Origin of the sequence: Kamptonema formosum PCC 10802, assembly GCF_000332335.1 — a bacterium.
In the GTDB taxonomy this organism is placed as follows: domain Bacteria; phylum Cyanobacteriota; class Cyanobacteriia; order Cyanobacteriales; family Oscillatoriaceae; genus Oscillatoria.
Genome location: NZ_KB235948.1, coordinates 1,113,807 through 1,137,436, shown reverse-complemented (window position 1 = coordinate 1,137,436; position 23,630 = coordinate 1,113,807). Strand labels below are relative to the sequence as shown.

The 23,630-nt window shown below is 54.0% G+C and carries 19 protein-coding genes and 1 pseudogene; 13 read left to right on the top strand and 7 right to left on the bottom strand.

Annotated features, from left to right (window positions below; genetic code table 11):
* Positions 1-8 precede the first annotated feature (8 nt).
* The 3 genes from OSC10802_RS48870 to OSC10802_RS55440 all read right to left on the bottom strand — a co-directional run bounded on the left by OSC10802_RS48870 (position 9) and on the right by OSC10802_RS55440 (position 1,617).
* Positions 9-230, bottom strand: a complete 222-nt coding sequence (locus OSC10802_RS48870; RefSeq protein ID WP_155967387.1) for a hypothetical protein — start codon at positions 228-230, stop codon at positions 9-11.
* 612 nt (positions 231-842) lie between these two features.
* On the bottom strand, positions 843-1,040 hold the full coding sequence (locus OSC10802_RS0104875) for a hypothetical protein (protein ID WP_017715663.1): 198 nt from the start codon (positions 1,038-1,040) through the stop codon (positions 843-845).
* 448 nt (positions 1,041-1,488) lie between these two features.
* On the bottom strand, positions 1,489-1,617 hold the full coding sequence (locus tag OSC10802_RS55440; protein WP_255349119.1) for a hypothetical protein: 129 nt from the start codon (positions 1,615-1,617) through the stop codon (positions 1,489-1,491).
* A gap of 333 nt (positions 1,618-1,950) precedes the next feature.
* On the opposite strand from OSC10802_RS55440, the gene OSC10802_RS38715 reads away from it, so the two are divergent.
* The 3 genes from OSC10802_RS38715 to OSC10802_RS0104855 all read left to right on the top strand — a co-directional run bounded on the left by OSC10802_RS38715 (position 1,951) and on the right by OSC10802_RS0104855 (position 4,959).
* A complete protein-coding gene (locus OSC10802_RS38715; protein WP_017715661.1) occupies positions 1,951-3,669 on the top strand; it encodes a PAS domain-containing sensor histidine kinase in 1,719 nt (572 codons plus the stop codon).
* Between the two features lie 59 nt (positions 3,670-3,728).
* On the top strand, positions 3,729-3,872 hold the full coding sequence (locus OSC10802_RS48860) for a hypothetical protein (RefSeq protein WP_017715660.1): 144 nt from the start codon (positions 3,729-3,731) through the stop codon (positions 3,870-3,872).
* A gap of 196 nt (positions 3,873-4,068) precedes the next feature.
* Positions 4,069-4,959, top strand: coding sequence for a proline iminopeptidase-family hydrolase (locus tag OSC10802_RS0104855; protein ID WP_017715659.1), 891 nt, complete (start codon positions 4,069-4,071; stop codon positions 4,957-4,959).
* Positions 4,960-5,461: 502 nt separating this feature from the next.
* On the opposite strand, the gene mutS is transcribed toward OSC10802_RS0104855, so the two are convergent.
* Entirely contained in the window at positions 5,462-8,200 is a 2,739-nt protein-coding gene (gene mutS, locus OSC10802_RS0104850) for a DNA mismatch repair protein MutS (protein WP_017715658.1), read from the bottom strand.
* Between the two features lie 437 nt (positions 8,201-8,637).
* Here mutS and OSC10802_RS0104845 point away from each other — a divergent pair, with 437 nt between their 5' ends.
* The 4 genes and pseudogenes from OSC10802_RS0104845 (at position 8,638) to OSC10802_RS43955 (ending at position 13,949) form a co-directional block, all read left to right on the top strand.
* Positions 8,638-9,732, top strand: a complete 1,095-nt coding sequence (locus OSC10802_RS0104845; protein ID WP_017715657.1) for a DUF3987 domain-containing protein — start codon at positions 8,638-8,640, stop codon at positions 9,730-9,732.
* Positions 9,733-9,925: 193 nt separating this feature from the next.
* Positions 9,926-10,561: pseudogene (locus OSC10802_RS54035) on the top strand (IS607 family transposase).
* Positions 10,530-11,645, top strand: coding sequence for an RNA-guided endonuclease InsQ/TnpB family protein (locus OSC10802_RS0104835; RefSeq protein ID WP_232731805.1), 1,116 nt, complete (start codon positions 10,530-10,532; stop codon positions 11,643-11,645). Before OSC10802_RS54035 ends, OSC10802_RS0104835 begins: the two are co-directional and overlap by 32 nt.
* Positions 11,646-13,949, top strand: coding sequence for a DUF3987 domain-containing protein (locus tag OSC10802_RS43955; protein ID WP_017715655.1), 2,304 nt, complete (start codon positions 11,646-11,648; stop codon positions 13,947-13,949).
* A 4-nt stretch (positions 13,950-13,953) separates the two neighbouring features.
* Here the strand turns inward: OSC10802_RS43955 and OSC10802_RS52585 are convergent, their stop codons facing one another.
* Positions 13,954-14,205, bottom strand: a complete 252-nt coding sequence (locus tag OSC10802_RS52585) for a hypothetical protein (RefSeq protein WP_198525062.1) — start codon at positions 14,203-14,205, stop codon at positions 13,954-13,956.
* A 144-nt stretch (positions 14,206-14,349) separates the two neighbouring features.
* On the opposite strand from OSC10802_RS52585, the gene OSC10802_RS55435 reads away from it, so the two are divergent.
* The 3 genes from OSC10802_RS55435 to OSC10802_RS0104810 all read left to right on the top strand — a co-directional run bounded on the left by OSC10802_RS55435 (position 14,350) and on the right by OSC10802_RS0104810 (position 19,287).
* Complete coding sequence (locus tag OSC10802_RS55435) at positions 14,350-14,472, top strand: hypothetical protein (protein ID WP_255349118.1); 123 nt, start codon at positions 14,350-14,352, stop codon at positions 14,470-14,472.
* 518 nt (positions 14,473-14,990) lie between these two features.
* Positions 14,991-18,068: a PAS domain-containing protein gene (locus OSC10802_RS43950; protein ID WP_017715652.1), complete on the top strand. Its 3,078-nt coding sequence runs from the start codon at positions 14,991-14,993 to the stop codon at positions 18,066-18,068.
* Between the two features lie 181 nt (positions 18,069-18,249).
* Positions 18,250-19,287, top strand: coding sequence for an ABC transporter substrate-binding protein (locus OSC10802_RS0104810; RefSeq protein WP_017715651.1), 1,038 nt, complete (start codon positions 18,250-18,252; stop codon positions 19,285-19,287).
* A gap of 57 nt (positions 19,288-19,344) precedes the next feature.
* Here the strand turns inward: OSC10802_RS0104810 and OSC10802_RS0104805 are convergent, their stop codons facing one another.
* Entirely contained in the window at positions 19,345-20,022 is a 678-nt protein-coding gene (locus OSC10802_RS0104805) for a Uma2 family endonuclease (RefSeq protein WP_017715650.1), read from the bottom strand.
* A gap of 58 nt (positions 20,023-20,080) precedes the next feature.
* On the bottom strand, positions 20,081-20,272 hold the full coding sequence (locus OSC10802_RS48850) for a hypothetical protein (protein ID WP_155967383.1): 192 nt from the start codon (positions 20,270-20,272) through the stop codon (positions 20,081-20,083).
* A gap of 351 nt (positions 20,273-20,623) precedes the next feature.
* Between OSC10802_RS48850 and OSC10802_RS0104800 the strand changes: the two genes are divergently transcribed.
* The 3 genes from OSC10802_RS0104800 to OSC10802_RS0104785 all read left to right on the top strand — a co-directional run bounded on the left by OSC10802_RS0104800 (position 20,624) and on the right by OSC10802_RS0104785 (position 23,628).
* Positions 20,624-22,888 carry a DUF1796 family putative cysteine peptidase gene (locus tag OSC10802_RS0104800; RefSeq protein ID WP_017715649.1) on the top strand — a complete coding sequence of 755 codons (2,265 nt, stop codon included), beginning with the start codon at positions 20,624-20,626 and terminating at the stop codon, positions 22,886-22,888.
* Positions 22,889-23,123: 235 nt separating this feature from the next.
* Positions 23,124-23,399 (top strand): BrnT family toxin, encoded by a 276-nt coding sequence (locus OSC10802_RS0104790; RefSeq protein WP_017715647.1) that lies wholly within the window; start codon positions 23,124-23,126, stop codon positions 23,397-23,399.
* Entirely contained in the window at positions 23,383-23,628 is a 246-nt protein-coding gene (locus tag OSC10802_RS0104785; RefSeq protein WP_017715646.1) for a hypothetical protein, read from the top strand. The genes OSC10802_RS0104790 and OSC10802_RS0104785 overlap by 17 nt, the downstream gene beginning before the upstream one ends.
* The last annotated feature ends 2 nt before the right edge of the window (positions 23,629-23,630 follow it).

Genomic DNA, 23,630 nt, shown 5'->3' with positions numbered 1-23,630 from the left:
TGGCATTTTTATAAGATGCTGCTGCTGCTGGGGGTGCTGCTGCTGCTACAGCTGCTGCTACCCTTGCTCAGGCTCAGAAGCACCGGCTGCCGCAACGGCTCCTGTCCCTGCTGCTGTGGCTGAGCGCTGTTCATTTGGGCAGTTCCTGCAGCTTGGGAAGGTGCAACAGCTACAACGGCCAGCGCTCCTGATAGAACAAGCAAGCTAAGGCGTGCAAAACTTTGACGCATAATTTTAGTCCTTTGCGAAAACCCACTTTATAAAAATCTAGCAGCTTTTCTGGCAGATGTCTACTCAATTTTTGCCCTTCCATCAAACATGTGAATTTTATGAACTTTATGAATTTAGCTTGTGAACTTTAGGGATTGAAATTATTTGAGTTATACCCATCCTGGAGTTAACGTGTTGGATGTCCTAACTCAAACAAGCATCCCCCTTGCTGGCCAAGGAAGGGGATTGTAAACCCACGGGACAAATCGGAGTGGTGAAGATTACTGCAAAGCCGCTTTAATCGCGCGGACATTCTAAGATGTCTCACCGTTAACTGGTAGGGGTCGATTTGTCGGCATAAACTTCGGTGCCACCGACTGCACGTCCTGTGTGCGGGATATCCCGCCAGCTGTCCCACCAAATAGCTGGCCTGGTAAGTGTTTATCCTTCCTCTTCTACCGGCATCTGTCCGCTACTGACCGCCAGCCGGTGCAACACCCACAATAGGGGCGGGAGACTCTACCCACTCGGCATCCCCCACCGGCACCCCGCAACAAGGATAAAACTCAAAACCCCGCACCATTGCGGGGCGGGGTTGGGGTTCTTTTCAGAACTATTTTAGCGGAAGCCATCTAGAGAGCCTGTCGCGAGACCAGCTTTTCAGCGTGAGCCTGAGTCTGCTGCAACAGCTGCTTTCGGCTGTCCTCCGCCTGCGTGAGCGTAGGAACCAACTTGCGAGCGTGTAAAGTCATGTGAAGCTGAAGCTCAGCCACGTACTCGCTGATATCTTCATGAAGTGAACAGCTGGGATATTGAAGATGCGAAGCCAAAGTGTTCTCCTTCCTTAACTCTTAGCCATTTTCCAACACTCGTAAAATTTACCACACCTTCTCCCCAGCTTCGTATTTTGTAATGAAGCTTAACATTTACCATCCGAGTGTTAAGGAATGTAAACGTATCGGGAGCGCTGCCGGCGGGCCAAACTTAGCCCGAAACGGATTGTATCGCAACCGTCCCCCCCGGTCAAGTGCCGGCGGCTCCGACACCGGCTTGAGGTGAGCAGCCACTCACCGCCCCAGGAAGCAAGGCGAGAGGGGGCGCGGGCGTCGGGCGCACAGACCCCATGTCCCGCCCCCACAGCTTTTCTGCCTTTTTCCTTCTCCCTTTATCAGGGGAGCACTTTTCTTGCGTCTTCCTTCTTGCCGGTTTTCACGAACGAGCCCGGGGGTGGCACTCTCGGCGCGGGAGGGGGATTTCCTATCAAATTATCAGAAAGCTTCAGGCGGAGATTTGGGTGATTTCCCGAGTCGGTGGGAGAGCAGCGGACAGCGATCCAGCAACAGCCGCCGGTCGTGCCGGCAGCTCCTGACACGCGCCACCGGCTCCCTGGAAATTCCAGCTCCCCACAACGGCTTTGGCACTATCATACTAAGCTGCATTCATACAGGTAAGTCTCTCCCCCTCTCCCTCTCCCCCCGCACTCGCTCAGCTTTGTCGCACATCTGAAGGCAACGAGCGCCGGCATTGCCCCTGAGCGCGAGCGTGCGACCGGCCCCAAGGCTCTCGAACTGTTCAGTGCGGCAATCTCTGGCGTGGCTGCGCAGGATTTCCGCCCCGATTGCCTGAAGGATAATAAACCCGTGCGTCGCTGACTGCGAACTTATGTTACGGTCACACTATCGGAGTTGATATAAACACCCAATCTAAAATCTAAACTCTAAACTCTAAACTCTATCTGAGATGATAGCCCCAGACAGTCCAGAGCTGCTCTCTGTGTTTGTGGAACACACCCCAGCCGCTGTAGCGATGGTCGATTGCCAGATGCGCTACTTGCTAGCCAGTCGCCAGTGGCGGGAGGCTTGCGGTTTGGGGGACTCTGACATAGCCGGTCGCTCTCTCTACGAAGTTTTTCCCCTGTTTCACGGATTTTTGCCGCCTGACAGCCCGAAGGTGGGGCAAAATCAAGAATCCCTCGGCGCTTGCCCTCTAGATCAGTGGCGGCAAATCTGCCAGAAGTGTTTAGAGGGAGCACAGGACAGATGTGAGGAAGATTATATCACTCAAAGCGGCGGCGCATCCTTGTGGGTGAAGTGGGAGATTCGTTCGTGGGAGACACAAGCCGGTGTTCCCGGCGGTCTGATCCTGCATTTCGAGGACATCACGGAGCGCAAAACAGCTGAAATCGCGCTCAAACAGACCAATCAAGAATTGCAAACTCAGCTCGAGGCGCGCGCCGGTGAGTTACAGCTGGCAGCCAAAGCGCTGGAGGCTGAGAGACAGGAGCGCCAGCACATACAGCAGGTGTGCGACGTGGTGCAGCTGTCTATAGATCGGGCTGCAGATGCCGTCTTCTGGGTGACGCCCCGGGCGCAGCTCTTCTACGTCAACGATGCTGCCTGCCTCTCCCTGGGCTATTCCCGCACCGAATTGCTCGCACTCGACCTCTGTGACATCAACCCCGATTTGCCACCCGATGTCTGGGCGGATTACTGGGACGAAATCAAGCAACTCGGCTCTCTGAGGCTGGAATCCCGCCACCGCGCCAAGGATGGCCATATAGTGCCCGTAGAAATCACCATTAATTACTTGCAAATCAGAGGCAAGGAGTACAATTGCATTTTTGCCCGCGACATCACCGAGCGCGTGGAGGTGGAGACTGAACTGTACAGGGCTAAGGCAGCAGCTGAAGCCGCCAACAAAGCCAGGAGTTCCTTTCTGGCGAATATGAGCCACGAGTTGCGCACGCCCTTGACTGCCATTATCGGCTACAGCGAACTGCTCCAAGACGACGTCCAAGACCAGGGTTTAGCCAATTCAGAATTTATCAAAGACCTGCAAGCCATCCACCTTGCCGGCAAGCAGCTGCTGGCAATTCTCAGCGAAATCCTAGACTTTGCCAAGATTGAATCCGGCTTAATGCAACTGGAACTGCAATCTTTCTCGGTGCAGGGGATAGTGAGTGATGTGGTCAAAACGATCCGACCGCTGCTCGAACCAAACAGCAACACTTTGACGGTAGCTTGCTCCAAAAAACTCGGCACCATGCACGCGGATTACGTTAAAGTGCGGCAAGTGCTGCTAAACTTGCTCGGCAACGCCAACAAGTTTACCGAATGTGGCTCCATCACCCTCGATGTCAGCCGCACCGACACCCCTGATTTCCGCGCCCTCAGTTCTGGAGCCGGTCCGAAATGCTATCCCGCCTCCTTGGTCGAGTCCTGGATCTGCTTCCGCATCCACGACACCGGCATTGGCATGACTAGAGAGCAAATGCGGGACATCTTCGAGCCCTTCACCCAAGCGGACTCCTCCTCAACGCGCCGGTATGGCGGCACCGGCATGGGGCTAGCCATCAGCCGCAGCTTTTGCCAGATCATGGGCGGCGAAATTGTTGTCGATAGCGAGTTTGGTGCTGGCTCTACCTTCACCGTCTACCTGCCGGTGAATGTTAAAGACTAGGGGGCTGGCGTCTCTGGAGCCGGGGAAAATGGGATGCTATTTTATCTAAGACACGGATAGTGGGCTTTTCCACCGCAACACGAGTCCGCTCACACCCCACCGGCTCCAAACAAGCCGGCCCCCTGGCAGCCACGGATAAGGCCATGTCCCCAGCGGCTCAGCTGTTTCTCTGTCGCTTGCGCTGGATGCCGGTTTTCTTCTGATACCATATAAAAATAGCAATTTTCTCGGTGCCCGATTCTGTCCAGAAATGCTTGTTTTGAGGCTCTGCCTCCCTGTATCAGTCAAAACGAAGCAAGAATGCTGAGGGATTGGCAACTCTCCAATGCCTCAAAGTTTTTGAAGTCGTTGTAATCTGGCCATAAATAATTCACCTATTCGTGTTCTAGGAGTAAAATCTTGACTAAAGAAGGCTTCCTTGAGTTTCGCGGCCACCGACTGTGGTACTGTGTAGTAGAACCCGACCGGCAACAGCCGGGGAAACTGCCGCTGCTGTGCCTTCACGGAGGTCCTGGCATTCCCCACGATTACTTGGAACCTCTGGAGGCGCTAGCCAAGCCAGACGAGATAGAGTCCTTAGCTTCTGGCGGACGACCCGTTATTTTCTATGACCAGCTGGGGTGTGGCAATTCCGAAAAAGCCACTGACCTTTCCATCTATTCCATTGAATATTTCAAAGACGAACTCGCCTTTGTCCGCACTGCCTTAGGTCTCGACCGCACCCACCTTTTCGGCCAGTCCTGGGGCGGCTGTCTGGCGCTAGAACACGTCCTTTCCAAAGCTTCTGGGGTGTGCGCCCTGATTCTCGCGAACACTCCAGCCAGCATCAGGCAATTCGTTACTGAGGCGTACCGCCTGATGGACGAGCTTCCTGCGGAAGTGCGAGAAACCATCCAACAGCATGAAACCAGTGGCACCACTCAAGATTCGGAATACAAACTGGCCATGCAAGTCTTCAATCACAATTATCTTTGCCGGCTTGACCCCTGGCCTGAGTGTTTGCAGCGAGCTTACGAGAAAGCCGGTCAGGATTTTCGCGGAGCAGGGAAAATAATTGACTGGAATATCACCGACCGGCTGTGCGAAATTCAAGTGCCAGCGCTGCTGCTGTCAGGGCGCTACGATGAGGTGACACCCGCCTGCGTGGAAACGGTTCACTCCGGAATTTCTGGCTCAGAGTGGGTGCTATTTGAAAACAGCTCGCACATGCCCCACCTAGAAGAAACAGGACAATTCTTGCAGGTGTTAAGCGAGTTTTTGCATCGCGTCGAAGCCCCGCTTGCCGGTTGAGCCTCCATAGCTAATTTGGTGTTCGCTCTACTTTTATAGCAGTATGCACTTAGGTTAGGACATTATATCAAGAGGGCACGGAGGGAACGCCTGCCCTACGCCTTTTTCCCTAGGTCACTGATGTCCTAACCAATATGACTGCTGCTATAAAGAGTAGAATCATTTTGGATGCCCGGATTTTGGATGTCCGGATTTTGGATTGAATCCCAATTGTTCTAATACAGCAGTAGCCACTTAGATTAGGACATTAGACCTTCAGGGCAGGCGGGACGCCTGCCCTACGTCTATATAGCAGTAGGCATTTAGGGAACGTACATTCTGGCCTCCCTTGCTCCCCCGCTCCCGAAGCTCCTATTGTCCTAACCCATATGACTGCTGCTATAATGAACCGCCAAGACGCCATAGACGCGCTTTCTCTGCTTCCCGCAGGGTAGAGCGCCAACGGGGGGTAGAGGGTTTGGGGGGTGGGGTTCACCCCCCTGAATATGCAACGGCAATTAATTCATTCTGGTTCAAATATATCGGGCGGTTCTTCTGCCGGTGGCTTGCGCTTACCGGCATCTTTTTTCCCCGCCCCTTTCCGCAGCCCCAGAGCAATTTTGCTGTGCTTCTCAATCTGCCCCATCACCTCTCGCGCCCGCTGAATCACCACTGCCGGCAAACCCGCCAAACGCCCCGCTTCAATTCCATAGGACCGGTCAGCACCTCCCGGATGAACTTGGTGCAAAAACACAATTTGGTCGGGCAACTCCCGCACCGTCACCTGATAATTTGCCACATTCGGCAAAATCGAAGCCAGCTCATTCAACTCGTGATAGTGAGTGGCAAAAATCGTTCGCGCCCGAATCTCCGCCGCCAAATATTCCGCCACCGCCCACGCAATCGAAAGCCCGTCAAACGTTGCCGTCCCGCGCCCAATCTCATCCAGCAAAACCAGAGACTTTGGCGTTGCGTGATTCAAAATATTCGCCGTCTCATTCATTTCCACCATAAACGTAGACTGACCCGTCGCCAAATCATCCACCGCACCCACCCGCGTAAAAATGCGATCGCAAATCCCCAGCACCGCCGAAGTTGCCGGCACAAAACTCCCCACCTGCGCCATCAGCTGAATCAGCCCCACCTGACGCAAATAGCAACTCTTGCCACTGGCATTCGGACCTGTTAAAATAATCAAATCCGGCCTTTCCCCCGCCTCCTCCCCTGCGCCCCCTGCGCCTTGGCGATTTGATACATCCATCCCCAACCGCGCCGAATTCGGCACAAAGAAACCCGCCGGCAGAGATTGCTCCACCACCGGATGACGCCCATCAATAATCGTAATCTCCCGACTTTCCACCATATTAGGCCGGCAGTACCCCTCATGCACCGCCACCTCTGCAAAACCGCACAGCACATCAGCAGCAGCAACCGCCTTCGACACCTTGCGAATCAGTTCCGCTTGCTCTCCCACCGCTCTTCGCAACTCAGCAAAAATATCGTACTCCATCTGGTTCAAATCATCCCGCGCCGTCAGAATTCGCGCCTCCCGCTCTTTCAACTCCGGCGTAATGTAGCGCTCCTCATTTGTCAGCGTCTGCTTGCGGATATAATTTGCCGGTGCCCCCTCAGTTTTAGAGCGGCTGATACTGATATAATAGCCAAAAGTCTTATTAAACCCGACCTTAAGCGTCGGGATGCCGGTGCGCTCACGTTCCGTGACTTCCAGCTGAGCGATCCACTGCCGGTCATCTTCCACTTGCCGGCGCATCTCATCCAGCTGGGGATTCACACCCGGGCGAATCAGATTTCCTTCCTTGAGATGCAGCGGGGGCGAATCTACCAAATTCTCCCGCAAATGCTGCCCCAGCTGCTCTAGCACCGGCGGCACATTTTGTAAAGCCTTCATGTAAGCCGATTTCCCCTGCGCTGCCAAAGAAGCCAGTTCCGACAATTTTACCAGAGACTCCGCCAAATTGACTAAATCTTTAGCATTCGCCGTCCCCGAACCGGCGCGACCGGCGAGCCGCTCGATATCATAAATTTGGCGCAGCATTTGCTGCATATCTTGCCGCAGCGCCGTGTTTTCTATTAATTCTTGAATCGTGTCCTGTCGGGCGCGAATGCCTTTAAGATCCAGGAGGGGTTGCAGCAGCCACCGGCGCAGCGCCCGCCCGCCCATTGCGGTGCTGGTTTTGTCAATCGCCCACAGCAGGGAGCCATAAAAAGTGCCGTCGCGGACAGTTTGGGTGATTTCCAGGTTGCGGCGGGTTTGCGGGTCTACAATCAGGAAGTCGGTGATCGTGTAGGTGCGCACCGGCTGCAGGGGGATTTTGGATTTTGCCGCGTGTTCCGGATTGGGGGATTTCGATAAATCGCCGATTTGCTGCTCAAAGGTTTTTTCCAGATATTCTAGCAAGCCGCCGGCGGCGCGGATAGCCAAGGGCCGGTGCTCGCAGCCCATGCCTTCCAGGGAGCGCACTTTAAACCGCTGCAGCAGTCTTTGGCGGGCTTCGACTTGAGTGAAGGCTTTTTGCGGGCGCAGGGAGTAGCAAAATTGTGCCGGCAGACAGCTGGGAAGGTGTTGCGAGGTTTCGCCGGGGCGCAGCAAGCTGCCGATATCGGGGGCGTCGGTGGGGATGAGGACTTCCGACGGTTGCAGGCGCATTAATTCCTGGGTGAGGTGTTCGAGGTTGTCACCAGAGGTGGTGAAGAATTCGCCGGTGGAGATGTCGGCATAAGCCAAACCCCAGTGGGTGCCGGCGGTGACGGCGGCGGCGAGGAAGTTATTGCGGCGGGCGTTGAGCATGCCTTCTTCGAGGACCGTTCCCGGCGTGATGACGCGGGTGACTTCGCGCCGCACCATTTGACCTTGAGATTCCGAAGCGTCCTCAACTTGGTCGCAGATGACAACGGCATACCCCTTTTCTACCAGCATAGCGGCGTATCGCTCCAGGGCGTGGTGCGGGACGCCGGTCATGGCCACTCGCCCCACTTCTTCGCCGGCGTGCTTGCTGGTGAGGACGAGCTCTAGTTCTTTGGAAACAGTGACAGCATCTTGGAAGAAGGTTTCAAAGAAATCTCCGACTCGGTACAGCAGCAAAGCGTGGGGGTACTGCTCTTTAGTTTTGACGTAGTGTTCGTACATGGGGGAGAGCTTTTTGCCCTTGACCAGACTGCAGTCGTTGATGGGGGAGGTGCGCTGGTTGGTGGCTTTGCTGCCGGTGGGTTCCGGCGGTGTAGATGCACTGTAAGGGGTCATGAGCCGGGATTCTGGGGCCAAGTGAGGGGTTATAGATAATGGGATTGTACTGGAGAGCGTTGTGCAATGGGGCGACGATCGCAATGAATTAAGAATTGAACCGGGCCAGATGGGGTGCTGGCCCGTTCGTAAGTTCAGCGTAGCCCAAAAAGGTTCGTAGTTGGGCTTCAGCCCAAAAAGGTTCGTAAGTTCAGCGTAGCCCAAAAGTTCGTAAGTTCAGCGTAGCCCAAAAAGGTTCGTAGTTGGGCTTCAGCCCAAAAAGGTTCGTAAGTTCAGCGTAGCCCAAAAGCCTCGAAGAAAAGCGTGCACTCACCTGAAGCGGAACCTTGAAGGAAGGCGTGTGGCCTGCCGCAGGAGCTGCGAGGCCCACCGAGATAGCTATTATGGGTTTCAGCAAAGGAGAAAAGCCCCGCCCCTGAGGAAAGGAGTTGAAGAAGATGTTAAATGGAGATGAAAGTTTGAGCGCTGCCCAGATACTGGCAACCGACTACACCACGTCAAAAGGGTCGGAATTATTGCTGACAACCCTGCTGCCGGCGGCCAGTTCGCGGATGGGTGCAGCTCGCATAGTGATAAAAGCGTCCGCAAATTACACTCAACCGGCCATCTTCCGCACTATGCTCGTCCTTCCACCAGGCTGTACAACGCCGGCACAAAAGGTGATTATTCACCCCCTCGAACAGCTCGAACACGAGGACCATTCGCGCTGGCAAGAGCAAATGCGGCAATACAAGCGAGACATGGCGCACTGGAACCGCGCTGCCAAGAAGGGGCAAAATGCCGGCGAATATCCCACCCCCCCACCCGATCCCCAGCGCTACGTCGTCTCAGACGCAACGATTGTGGCCACAGTCCGCATCCATGAGAAAAACCCACGGGGCTTCCTTGTCTGCGATAAGCAAGATTCAGCAGATTTAAGCGAGCGAAAGAAGCACCGCAATGGGTTCGGGGAGGAGAGCGAACTGTTGCGGTCAGAATTCGATGGCGGGCCATTAATGAAAGACACGATCAAAGAATCACTCTATGTGAGCAAGGCATGCATCAGCCGCACCGGCTCAATACAATGGCCGGCGCTGAAGAAGATGATGGCCAAAGGCAATCACCTTACAGGTGAGTGGGCGCGATGGCTGTTCTGCGTTGCTGATGTGCCCCCCAGCTATCTCAAACAGCTGGGTGAGAGAGGCAAGGATACTGGACTGTCTGACTCTCTGCGCCGGCTGTACAGAGGGCTGGAGAAGATTGAGCCGGCGGACTATTTCCTCTCGGACGGGGCCAAAGTGCTGTTTCAGACCAAGCAGCACCAGCTAGTTGACATGCATCTGCTGGAAGATAATGAGGGGCTAAAAATCGCCTACCCGAAATTTGAGGGTTATTTGGCCCGGTTCGCTCTCTGGCTGCATCTGGTGAACGCGGCACTGGCTAATGTCACACCGGCACCGGCGGTGAGCGGGGAGACGATGCTTGGTGCCATCCGGTTTGTGGATTATTACATCGCCCAACTGCGACTGATATACGCTCAAAACGATCTTTAATCCCACCTGTCAGGGATTTGGCTCAAGATGGCGCGGTTGAGCTTCTGGCACTGCCAGCTACAGGGTAGGGCCACAGAGAGCCGCCGGCAGCGTGCCGGTGCGGCGGATCGACAGCAAGATTTAATTCTGAATTATTGACAGAAAGCCATAAAACGCGATATAATGCAGACCTAGCAAAATTGAGGAAGCTGCGTTGGTAAAATATGCCAAACCAAAGGAAGCGGCGAAAGTTCTCGGAGTCCACGAGCGAACTCTCTGCCGGTGGGAAAACGAGGGGCGGATCGAAGCTATCAAAACCCCTTCAGGACAGCGCCGGGACAACATCGAATCCTATACATCAAAGCCCGGACGGGACGGGAAAACCGTTATCTAAGCCAGAGTTAGCGGAAGACCCCAACAGCCAGACCTCAACAGGCTTTTCGCATCTCTGTGCTCTCTCTACCCGCAAGCCGAAATCATCGCCGAGAGCAGAGGTGAGCTTAATTTTAAGCGGAAAAAATTGCTTGCCCTATTGGAGCGAATCCTGTCAGGAGATGTCCGGATGGTTGTCGTTGCCCACAAAGACCGACTGGCAAGGTATGCCTGACGGCAGGCTATCGCCAACGGTTTTGACCTGTTTCGATGGTTCTGTGAGCAAAACGGGTGCGAACTCGTGGTTCTCAATGACAGAGGTTTTAGCCCAGAGCGAGAAATGCTTGAAGACATCCTCGCCATCCTTTACTGTTACCGCTTCGCGGAAGCAAGCTACAGATCCAGGCTCTACAGACTCCGAAAGTACAAAGCTCAGGTCAAGAAAGATCCGGATCTACCCCAGCCCGGAACTCAATAAGACATGGAGGAAGTGGCTCGCCGCCTGCCGGTACTGTTACAACCAGTCCATCGCTTTGCAGCGAAGTGGCAAGCGCCTTAACAAGCTAAAACTGCGAAACGAAATTATGCAGGGTGATTTGCCCCAGTGGGTGAGCGAAACGCCCTGCCACATCCGACAGAACGCGGTTTTTGACGCGCACCTAGCTTTCGACGCGAGTCGAGACGCTAAGTTTAGAAGCTGCCGAGACATTTCTCAGGCTATTAAGTTCAATAACGGCAATTTCTCTCAGGGAACTTGGTATCCGAGGCTGACCAAAGGACTTTCATTTGTAGCGGCGGAACCCACTCCCACCTCCTGCGCTCAGGGAACGCAGTTGATTTTCTCTAAAGGGCGGTGGTTCGCCGTTTTCCCCGAGCCTGTGCGAGACAGCCCCACGAAAGCGGATGGGATAATTGCGCTAGATCCCGGCGTGAGAACTTTCCTGACAGGTTTTGACGGGCGCAAATTTTTAGAGTTTGGCAGCGGGGATATTGGGCGCATCACCCGACTGTGCCAGCACTTAGACAATCTGGCTAGCCGAATTTCCAAAGAGCCAAACAAAAAGCGGCGGCGCAGCATGAGGCGCGCCGCTCACAGGATGCGAGGAAAAATTCGGGACTTGGTAGATGAAACCCACAAGCAGATCGCGCACTACCTGACTCGCAATTACCGTTTGATTTTTCTGCCTACCTTCGAGACTTCCAACATGGTTGCCAAGGCAAAGAGGAAAATTAAGTCTAAAACGGCGAGAGCGATGCTGACATGGGCGCACTACAGGTTCAAAAGCGTTTTAAAGCATCAGGCTGAACTGACAGGAACCATCGTTGTGGATGTCACCGAAGAATTCACCAGCAAGACTTGCACACGCTGTGGCCATGTGCATGCTCGCTTAGGTGGCTCCAAAGTTTTCCACTGTCCCAGTTGCGGGCTTACTTTGCCACGGGACTGGAATGGTGCTTTCGGGATCTTCCTGAAAGCTTTGCGGGATACCGCCTCTGTCACCTTTATTGGTGATAGTGCTATCGTCGCATTGTCCGGGAATGCCTGGAATAATGTCGCGTAAATGTATCAGGCAATAATTCAGGCGATAGCCAAGGAATACGGCAATCGCCCTCAGGATTTGTGGCGAATCGTTAACGAAGTAGAGGCAGAGGCGGAAGTTGCTGCCGAGATGCTGGAAATCTCCGAAAAACTGCCCGGCTTGTTTGAGGCGAAAAAGGAACGCCTGAATTGGGCCCAAGTGATAAATGGAGATAGGGGTTGGCTCATTTCCCTGATAGTCGAAACCGCCGACTCCATGCCAACAGCGCCGGAATACTTGCTGACAACATTGCTGGCGGCAGCCAGTTCGCGAATGGGGGGCGCTCGCATCGTGATAAACGCCTCCGCAAATTACACCCAACCCGCCATTTTCCGCACCATAATTGTCGCTCCATCAGGCCACAAGAAGACGCCGGCACAAAAGGTCATCCTTGAACCCCTGCTCAAACTGGAATCCGAGGAACTTCACCGCTGGAAAGAGCTTTCGCGGCAATATGAGCGAGATATGGCGAACTGGAATAAGGCTAGCATAAATGAGAAAAATGCCGGGGAACCGCCTACCCCTCCCCCCCCGTGCAAGCGCTATATCATCTCAGACTCAACGATTGAGGCAGTAGCTCACATTCATGAGGAAAACCCACGGGGCTTTCTTATTTATAGGGATGAAGCTGCGGGATATTTCACCGCCCGCAACAAGTACCGCAACGGGATAGGGGATGATAGCGAGCTTGAACTGTCAGAATTCAATGGCGGACCATTAATCAAAGACCGGATTAAGGAGTCAGTATATCTGGAGCGTTCCTGTATCAGCCGCACCGGCTCAACGCAATGGGGAAAGCTACAGAGGCTGATGGGGGAACACGACGATATTACCGGTGAGTGGGCTCGCTGGCTGTTTTGCGCTGCTGATGCGCCAGCGAGCTACCACCATCTGCTGCCTGAGCAAAAGAAGAATATCGAACTGTATGATACTCTGCGCCGGCTGTACATAGGGCTGGACAAGATTGAACCGGCGGACTATCTGTTGAGCTACGATGCCAAAGTGCTGTTTCAGACCAAGCAGCATCAGCTAGTTGACATGCAGCTCCAAGAAGATCATGAGGGGCTAAAAACCGCTTACCCGAAATTTGAGAGCTATTTGGGGCGGTTCGCTCTCTGGCTGCATCTGGTGAACGCGGTGCTAGCCGGCGTTAAACCGGCACCGGCGGTGAGCGGGGAGACGATGCTGGGTGCCATCCGGCTTGTGGATTATTTTATGGGTCAATTGCGACTGATCTACGCTCAAAATGCTCCGCAATCGAAGCTGTCAGGAATTTTGCTAAAGATTCAGGATTTCGCTAAGGAGAAAGGTGTGCCAGTTGAGGTGCGGCGGATGAAGAGTGGTATCCGGGCTTTACGGAATGCCTCTAGCGCGGAGGTATCGGCGCACTGTAAATATCTGGCGGCTAATGGCTATGGGGAATTTCGAGATAAGAAATATTTCGCATTCTCTGGGGGGAACACGAAACCCCCCTCATCGGGTGGCCCAAGCCCGAATAAGAACTGGCCGGTTGGACCAAAAAACCCATCAGGACTGTCGCCTGCGGGTTATTCTCCTGACGCCGGTGAAAATGGGGAGAGTGCGGAGAAACTAACGACAGATAACGATACTTTAACGACATTTGTCAGCAGTCTGGAGCCTAACAGCGGAGAGAGATTACCGGATTTTGCTGACACTGACGACAAAAAAACTGCTGATTTTTCCTTGAGGCTGGAAACCCGCCCCGAACAGGAAAATTATGCGGATGGCTCCGCCGTTAACGACAGAGGCGACAAAATCGGCCAAACTCTCTCTGAGGTTGAGTTTGAGGCTGCTGACACTCGGGGAAAAAGTGTCGTAAATTTGTCGTTAGTTAACGACACTTCTGGGAGTGTTACCACTGAACCGGCAGGGGAAGGGGTGTGTGATAGCTCTATGGAAGTCGCGGCGCTAAGGGAAAGCCGGTGCGCGTCTGTAGCTGAGGCACCGGCACTCACAAAAGAGATGCCTGTTTGTGAGGAGATAGAAACTGAGATTTTGGGCTGGGTTGAGTTGCTTGAATGCGCCGATAGTTTGGAATTTGTGGGGGCGGTGTCAGCGCACTATCAGGAAGTTTTTGGGGAGGATTATGAGCGGCGCAAACAGGAGATGTGGCAGCGGCTATCGGAGAAGTGCCTGAAGGTTATCAGGCTGATAAAATCGGCTTTTATTCCACAGGATGTTCAGGCGCAGCTGCTTTCCTATTGGCACACCGGCACGGCACCTTTTTCTGGGGTGGGAGATCCCGACAGGTTGTCGTGGGCGTAAGTGCCTACTGCCCTTGGGGGGGTGCCGGTGTGGGAAGGGTGCCGGTGCTCTCTTGGGTGCCGGTGTGGGAAGGGTGCCGGTGCTCTCTTGGGTGCCGGTGGGTTTCAACATTCAAGCAAGGAAACTCCATCATCCGAGTGCCTATCTCGGACATTCGAGTTCTGAACTCCATCAGTCGAGCTCTGAACTCCATCAGTTGAGCTCTGAACTCCATCATCCGAGCTCCGAACTCCATCAGTCGGCACCCTTGCTCCATCGTTCGAGCTCCGAACTCCATCATCCGAGCTCAGAACTCCATCATTCGAGCACCCTTGCTCCATCATTCGAGCACCCTTGCTCCATCAGTCGGCACCCTTGCTCCATCAGTCGGCACCCTTGCTCCATCGGTTGGTACGAACGCATGAAGCTCGTCTTTCTACAAGTGGCGCAAGTGCGCCCCACCGGCACCCCCAGCACCCGGTTTCAGCGATCAACAATAACCCGGGGGAAGTCCCCGCACCGGCACCTGTTGCGCCCGCAATAGAGCCGGTGGGCGTTAAAATGCCGAGAAACCGGCTTTCTCCTACTCCTGTCACAAGAAACCCGGTTTCTGGCAAAGCCCCGAGCAAAACCGGCTGTGATAGCGGATAAAATATCTGCCCTGCGACAGATGTCAGTGAGCGAGAGCTAGAACACGAAAGACCGGCCCAATGCAGAGCGCCGAGCGGCGGCAGCGGGTAGCCAACCGGCAGGGGGTTCCGCCCCCTCCATCGCCGGTGAGAGAGCGGCGCTCCCGCGCTACCCTTGAGATTTAATGTCCCATCCGCACTCCCAAAAGCTCCCTGTGCTGCCGGTTGAAGACAATCTGCAGATCCGGGAGTTTCAAGGCCGAGATATTATCTGATGAGTGCACAGCCCTTACTCCCTTTGACGCCATAGAGCCGGTGTGCTATAAGCGAGCTACCGACTTAATGGCGACCGATTCGAGTTTCGCAGGCAGCACCACCGGCAGGCGCTTGCCGGTGCGCCATCTCTGGCGGCGCGGCGATCTCGAATGAAAACATGCCGGCTATTATCCCAGAAAAAGAATCGATCCGCTTTGATGGCAGACACTTACCCGCTCTCACCGGCATCGCCCTTATGAATAAACTTCAAGAGAATTTTGTCTGCTTTCTCCTCGCCCTGACGGAGAAAAAGCGGGCGTTAGAAGACCTGCGAAAAAGTCAAGAGGAATACCGCACGATTCTTAGGAACTTCCCCAACGGTTCGGTTTTTTTGTTTGACCGGGATTTGCGCTACCTGATCGCTGAGGGGGAAGGGCTAGCAGCTGCCGGTCTTTCCAGAGAAATGCTGGAAGGAAAGACAATTTGGGAGGCGCTGCCGGCGAAAAAGAGCGCAACAATAGAGCCAATGTATCGGGCGGCACTTGCCGGAGAGGCGACGTTTCAAGAAATCCCCTATGCCGGCCTGATTTATGCCGTCTGGGTGCTGCCGGTGAAAAATGATTTGGGAGAAATATTTGCCGGCATGGCGATGGCGCAAGACATCACCGGGCGCGTGCGGGCGGAAGAAGAACGCGCCCGACTGCTCGCCGAAGAGCGGAAAGCCCGGGCGGAGGCGGAGGCGGCGCAGCGGCAAATTACCAGTATTATGGAGCGGATCAGCGATGGCTTTTTTGCCTTAAACCGGCAGTGGCGCTTCACCTATATTAACCCGCAGGCGATGCAGGTGCTGCAAAGGGTCGGTCGCGCCAGAAAGCGAGAAGCCCTCACCGGATCTTGCATCTGGGAGGTGTTTCCAGAAACTGTTCGCTCCAAGTTTTTTAGAGAATGCCGGCGAGCGGTCACCGAGCAGGTTGCCGTGGAGTTTGAAGAGTTCTACCCGCAACTCAATCTGTGGCTGGAAGTTCACGCCTATCCGGATCGCGACGGGCTATCCGTCTATCTCAAAGACATCACAGAGCGCGTGCGTGCGGAACAAGCGCTGAAGTTCCAGGCGGATATTCTCACGCAAGTGAGCGATGCGGTCATTGCTATAGATAGCGAGGAGCGCATCACTTATTGGAATAAGGCGGCGGAACTGCTGTACAACTTCAGCGCAGGAGACGTTATCGGCAAGCCTTTGCAAGAATCGCATCAATATTGCTGGATAGATCCCTCGGATGAGCGGGCTGCTCATGAAGCTTTAGCAACGACAGGCTGCTGGCAAGGGGAGAATATTCATATTAAAAAAACTGGAGAAAAAATCTATGTGGAATCCTCAGTCTCGCAATTAAAAGATGAGGGCGGGAATGTCACCGGCATGGTGGCTGCCATCCGGGACATTACCGATCGCAAGCGGGAGCGAGCGCTTTTAGCAGGGCAAAACCGCATCCTGGAACTGATAGCAACCGGCGTCGAGATCCCTGAGGTGCTGAACTTCCTCGCCCGGTTTATCGAGTCGCAATCAGAAGAAGCGTTTTGCTGTATAATGCTGCCTGAGCCAAATGGGAAAAACCTACAGTGCGTTGCGGCTCCGAGTCTCCCGGAGAGCTTCGCGCGGGGGGCAGACCGTCTCGCTCTCGCAGCCGGCGCGTACAGCTGGGGCGGGGCGGAATACAGTATAGAGTCTGCGATAGCGCTCGATATTGGCGCAGATCCGCTGTGGCGAGATTGCCGGGATTTAGCGCTGGCTCACGGAATGCAGGCGGGCTGGTCAGTGCCGGTGCGCGACGCTGGCGGTGAGATTGCGGGGGTTTTGGCGGTGTATTGCGCAGGTGAGCGCCAGCTTTCTGCGCAGGAGTGGAAATTGCTGGAGATATCGGCGCGTCTAGCCGGCATCGCGATTGAGCGCCAGCGGACTTTCTGCCGGCTGCAGCAATATGCAGAGGAGTTGGAGAAGGCAAACCGCATGAAGGATGAGTTTTTGTCCACTGTCTCCCACGAATTGCGGACGCCTCTCAACGCTATACTCGGCTGGACGCAGCTGCTGCTGAGCCGCAACTTTGACGAAACCGCCCGCAAGCGGGCGCTGCTGACGATCGAGCGCAATGCCAAGTCCCAGGTGAAAGTGGTGGAGGATATTCTCAACGTCTCGCGCATCGTTCAGGGAAATTTCCGCCTCAGCGCCCGCCGGCTCAATCCAGTGCGGGCGATTTACGCAGCCCTAGATGTGGTGCGCCCTGCTGCTGAGGCGAAGAATATTCGCCTGGTGGGGGATCTCGACCCCTCCGTTGGGGAAGTTTTGGCCGATGGGGACCGCTTGCAGCAAGTGGTGTGGAATCTGCTCTCCAATGCGGTTAAGTTCACACCGGCACTGGGAACCGTCTTTATCCGGCTGTCAGCGGAAATGGGGCACCCGGCACCGGGCACCGAGAATGGGACGTCGGGCATTGAGCAAAACAATCAATCCCCAATCCAAAATCCAAAATCCCAAATCCAAAATCCAAAATCCTCCAGTGCCCAAATCCCAATTCCCTGCGCCCAAATCCAAGTCAGGGACACCGGCACCGGAATCGATCCGGAGTTCCTGCCATTCGTGTTTGACCGGTTCAGCCAAGCGGACTCCTCCACCACGCGAGTTAAAGGTGGGCTGGGGCTGGGGCTAGCGATTGTGCGCCATTTGGTGGAACTGCATGGGGGAGAGGTGCGTGCCGAAAGTGGGGGCATCGGACAGGGGGCAACGTTTACCGTCAGACTTCCACTTTTGCAAAGCGGGGGCGATTTGCAGCCTCTCAGTCTGGAACCTCCGCCCCTGCGCCCCCCCAACCCGAAGCCCCTCTCCGGTTTGCGGATAGTTGTGGTTGACGATGAGGCGGAAATTTGCGATTTGTTTGCCGCGATCCTGGAACAGCACGGGGCTGAAGTCAGGGCGGTTTTGTCGGCAGCTGACGCGCTCTCAGCCATCAAAAAAGTGAAGCCAGATTTGCTGATCGCTGACATTGCCATGCCGGGAGAGGACGGCTACACTCTGCTCCGCAAGCTGAGAGCGCTAGAGTCGGAACGGGGCGGGTTCGTGCCGGCGATTGCTCTTACGGCTTATGCTAGCAAAGAGGACGGCAAGCGGGCGCTTGCGACTGGGTTCCAGCTGCATTTACCCAAGCCGGCTGAGCCGGATGAGCTAGTTGCTGCAGTGGCTTCTTTGGCTAAACCTAATGGTTAGGGGTTAGGGGGTTAGGGTGTTAGGATAAGATGTGGGTGTAAGATGTCCAGAAACCGGTTTTCTTCTCGTGAAAAGCAGAATAAACCTGCTGAACTACCACAATAAACCCGGTTTCTTAGGCGAGAAACCGGGTTTCTTTTAAAAACCCGGTTTCTTCTAATCTGTAGGGGGAGATAAATTAATGAATCGATTGCAAGACTGTCGTTTGTGGACGCGCCGGCAAGCTATTTGGTTAATTGCCGGTGCTGCCGGTGGGGGCGCTCTTCACGCCTGTACGAACCGGAGGCAAAGCCCTGAAGCTGGCACGGTTTCTGCTGCTCTGGGGATTGTCACTTGGGTGGGGCTGACGCCACTGCACATTGCTGGGGAGAAAGGCTTTTTCAAAGAGCTGGGTCTGAATGTGGAGGTTAAGGAGTTCAGCACTAATTCTGACTCTAATGCGGCGTTTCTCGCCGGACGCCTGGAGGGGGTTGCGCCGGTGATTTCTGAGGCGGTTGTGCTGGCGTCGAAAGGGGCAAATTTTCGAGCGGTTCTGGTTGAAGATATTTCCCTGGGCGCTGATGGCATTTTAGCGCGGAACAGTCTGGCTGAAGTTAAGGATTTCAAAGGCAAGCGGATTGCGCTAGAAAAAGGGAGTGTCAGTCACTTTTTCTTGCTGCAGGTGCTTAAAGAAGCCGGTTTGAGCGAGAAGGATGTCACTCTTGTTTCTATGCTGCCAGAGGCGGCGGCGTCGGCTTATCAAACCGGCAAGGTAGAGATTGCAGTGACTTACTCGCCTTTCATAGAGCAAGCGAATGCGGCTCAGAAAGATGGCAGAATTATCTATGATTCTTCCAAAATGCCGGGTGCGATTACTGACCTTTATGTTTTTGAGGCGAAGTTTATCGAAAAGCACCCTGAGGCGGTGGGAGCGTTTGTGCGGGGTATTTTTAAGGCTTTGGATTTCTTGAAGACAAACCCGCAGGAGGCTGTGGCGATTGCGGCGAAACGCCTGAATGTGACGCCGGCTGAGCTGGAGGCGAATTTAAAGGGGTTGAAGTTGCCCGACTTGCAGGCCAACTTAGACATGCTGGCGAACCCGCAGAGCGAGATTTATTTGGGCAAAAGGATGAAGGATATGGCAGAATTTTTGAAGGGGCAAAACCAAATCCAACAAATTCCCGACCTCTCGCAGCTGCTGGAGCCTAAGTTTGTGAGAGCTATCCAGTCGGGTGCGTGATGTATCACTTAGAAACCGGGTTTCGCCGGAGTTACCCGGTTTCTGGTTTGGCGCTTGTCAGCCCTGACTCTGACTCTGCAAAATTTCATGGATTCGCGCCCGAAATGCGCGGACAGCGGCTCTCTGACCGGCAGTTTTACTTTGCTCGATGAAACCGGCAACTTCTGCCAGGGGTAAAAAGGGAAAAGCGAGACTTTGACCGGCGGGCTGATAGTTTCCCTCGACAAGCCGGTAAACTTCTAGGGTTTGATTGCGATATCTCCAGAGTTCAGGTACGCCAAGGGAGGCATAAATGGTGAACTTATTCAGAGACGAACTGGTGTAGTCAGACTCTAATGCTAAGTCAGGCGCGGGGTCTTCCGAGAGGTTGATTTTTCGCCCTCGAACTCGGGCTTCATTCTGGATGTAGAAGCAGGTGTCCGGCTCTACAAAACTGGTTAAGTCTTCCCGCTTAAGGCTGAGGGCACCGAGGCTTCTGATCTCGATACCCAGTTCGTCTACTAGGACTTCAACAAAGTTTTCTATCAGCCGTTTGGGCTCTTCATGTTCTTCGAGTGGCATTCTGATTTCTAACACTCCTCGGTCGTAAGCAAATCTAGAGGTGCGGTCTTCTCCGATGTCTGCCAGCAATGCCTTAAAGGTTGGCCAGCTGACACCTTTTAAAACGACTCTGCCTTCGGAGCCAACTGGCGGCTCAGCCGGCTTCGGTGTTGCAGTAACCATCTCAACTGCCATTGGTAGCTCCATTGATTGCGGTTGCTCTTGCAATTATAATTGATGCAGTGCCGTTTTGTCAACTACCGGCTGCCGGTTTTGCACCAGCTGAGATATCCCCTTGTCTCTTCAAGAAAAGGTAGAAAGGGACTCGCACCGGCAGCCAGATTTCAATTACAATATCCCCAGACAGGGAAAGGCAATCCAGTAAGAGTGGGGAGCGTACCGAGGGAGTGGTGGTGAGATCCAAAGGGCGAAGACTGGATGACAAAAGCTGCGAAATGTGGTAAGGCGCTTTGGACTGACCGAGGTGCCAGAACCGTTTGGGCGCTATATGTGGAGTCAGGGAATCTCTCAAGCCGGTGGGGGAAAGATACAGCCGTGAGCTTCATACCAGGCATCAGGTAATTTGTAAAGTGTTCTCGGAGACAGATTTGGAATTTTAGATATGATAAATTGAGGGCAGCTTTGTGGAAGCGATTCCCTTGACTGAAGGGACTCGCTGTCGGGGACGGCTACCGGGGCTTCTGTCTTGCCTGAGGTGAAGTTACCTTTTAACCTCAGAGGTGCGATGAGTCAAGCAACTTGTCTGGTATCGTATGCTTAAAGAGAGAAGGGACGTATGTATCGATTTCAGGTCAGCGCACACACGAAAATGGGAGAATCTATCGGGATTGTCGGTTCGGCTCCCGAGTTAGGACTGTGGGACGTAACGAGATGCCTGCCTCTGAGTACGAGTGGCGAGAGCTACCCTTTGTGGTGGGCGGACATCGAAATCGAGGGGAATCCATCTGAGGAGCCATCCAGCAGCGAAAAAATAGAATACCAGTATGTGTTACTGCGTTCAGATGGCAGCGTGGAGTGGGAATCTTGCGGAGCCAACCGCTGGGTGCCGGTGGAATCTGACCGGCAGCAATCCGCTATTATTGTCAGTGATGGCTGGTTCGGACATGTGCAGCCCTATCCCTACGGATATTTCGAGTCACCTCCTGCCGAAATGCCTCTAACTCAAGGAGTTCAGGGTCTAAAAATCGCGGTTATCGGCAGTTCCGTAGCCTTAGGATGCAGTGCGTGGATGTTAAAAGGTTGGGCTTGGCATCTGGAACAAGCGCTGCATCAAAAATACGGGCACATACTGGTGAATTTGTCGGAAGTGGGTGCAAATGTCAGCACAACGATTAACAGGTTTCCGGAGGTGGTTGCGCCAGAAAAACCAGATGCCGTCATCATTGCCCTTTCTTTGGGAAACGAGGGGCTGGCGCACTGTCCACCTCACCAGCGACGGGCGGCGCAGCGGCGGTTTGAAAGCGGATTGCAGCAACTGATAAAAATGACCCGGGAATTGGGAGCGCTTCCGATTTTGGGCGGGTTGTATCCGAACGGGGATTACGGGTTTGAACACAACTGGTTGCTGCGAGACACGCACAGCCGAATGCTGAAATGGGGCGTTCCCGTGCTGGATTGGCTGGATGCTGTGGATGACGGATCGGGGCGCTGGAAAGCCGGTACATCCTTGGATTCCGCTCACCCAAATACGGAAGGTCACCGCTTGATGTACGAGGCGATCGACATTCGCCTCTTCCAAATGACCAGTGACGAATGGGCGAAAGAAAAACAGCTCCCCCGGCAGAAGCAGGGGCGACCAATCTACCGCGACAAACAGGGGTTCCAAATCATTGCCGGCACAGCAGAGAAGACCTTGCGCGCGATCAATCCGTCGAAATATACTTACACGATCGCTCCTTATTGGAAATCCCTGCAAGCTGCGATTCAGAGCAAAGGGGGATTGATGCCGGGTATTTACATCGCCAAGAATGCCCAAAGCGGAATGCTGCCCTTCTTTTCGGTGCGGGACGATGGAACTATTGAAACCCTGGTGGATATTCCTCCTGATACCGACTTGGAATACAGCCCCGCTTTCCATTTCTTTTCGCCGAAAGTCTCGCAAATTTTGTTTTACGACGGGCATCTGGGACTCCTGAAGGAAAACGAAGACTTCATCCGGGCGATCAACGAAACGGATCACGAATACAACATCCATCCGATGTGGAAGGAGGTGCGCAGCGCACTGAAAGCAATGCCGCCGGGCGTTTATGACGATCCGCTCCATCCCGACGCGCCATTTCGCACGATGATAATCGGCAAAGGCGGGCTGGAAAGCCGAGTGAAAGTGCCGCCCAAATCCTCGGTGCTTTTCAAATACAAGTGCGAACTGTCAGAACTCAGCCGGGTGGCAATTGTACCGCTCGGAGATCGCTGTGCTGCCCGCATGCTCCTGTATAAAATGGAGTACGACGGGCCGGCTTTTCCGTTCGATCTGACGCGAACCACCAATCTTAGCGATGTTGCAGATATCATTGAGAGCAATTTTTATGATATGTGGAACCCCGCTCTGCTGCACTACAGCCATGACGCCGGAAGGATATACCACGCCAAGTGGACAAGTTTGTCTTTCGCCCATGAAGTGGAGGAGACAGACGATCCCCTCAATAACATGTTTCCCGTATACGAACGAATGCGCGTCCGTTACACAGCACGCTCGCAACGGTTTTGGCACACGCTGCAGAATGCTGACGAGCTGCTTTTTATTCGCACCGGCATTACCAATCGGGGCAGCGTCACCGATCTGGTGAGCAAGCTCGCCTTAAAATGTCAGGGGAAACCATTCCGCGTCTTGCTGATTTCCCCGCAATCTTCCGAGGAGTTTTCCGACCTTCCCAACGTGCTGCATTACAACTTGGAGTTCAATCCCGATCGCATGTACGAAGATTTGGGATACTGGATGTACTGCACGGATGTGATGCGCGGAATTCTGGAATCGCTGGGAGTGTCCAGCAAAAACCTCTTTTGGTGTCCGCCCAATCCGCCGAAGGATGACCGCAAATAGTTGAAGCTGGTATCGCCGATTGAGTTGCGGGGTGCAGAAACCCGGTTTCTCAAAGAAACCGGGTTTCTGCGCTTGGCGATCGCCCTATGCTATAATGAGCTTGGGGCGAGTGCTAGGATAAAATAGGATAGTTAACATGACTTAGGCTGCGATCTACTATTTGAGGGCTTACTGTATGTACGGTTACAGATGGTGGCGAATAAACTTGAGGAGCAGATAGCAGAGAGCGCTATACATGGAATTTGAGTGGGACCCCAACAAAGCCGAGCTAAACCTTGAGAAACATGGTGTTTCTTTTCAGGAAGCCGCAACGGTGTTTAATGACCCGCTATCTGCGACCTTTCCAGATCCCGACCATTCTGCTAGAGAAAGTCGTTACATTATTATTGGTAGGTCTAGGTTGGGACAACTTTTAGTTGTCGCCCATACTGACCGAGGAGAAAAGGTACGAATTATCAGCGCCCGAAAAGCTACCCGAAACGAAAAGAGGTTTTATGAAGAAGGAAGTTGAGAGCGAGATGGAAGACGAATTGCGTTCAGAGTATGATTTCGCTGAGATGGAAGGCGGCATCAGAGGCAAGTATGTCGCTCGGTATCGTGCGGGAACAAACTTGGTGCTTTTAGAGCCCGATGTAGCCCGAGCTTTTCCTGATGATAAAGCGGTGAATGAGGCATTAAGGCTGTTAATGCAAGTTGCCAAGCAACTGCAGTCCAATACTGCGGTGGAGCCGACGGAATAGAG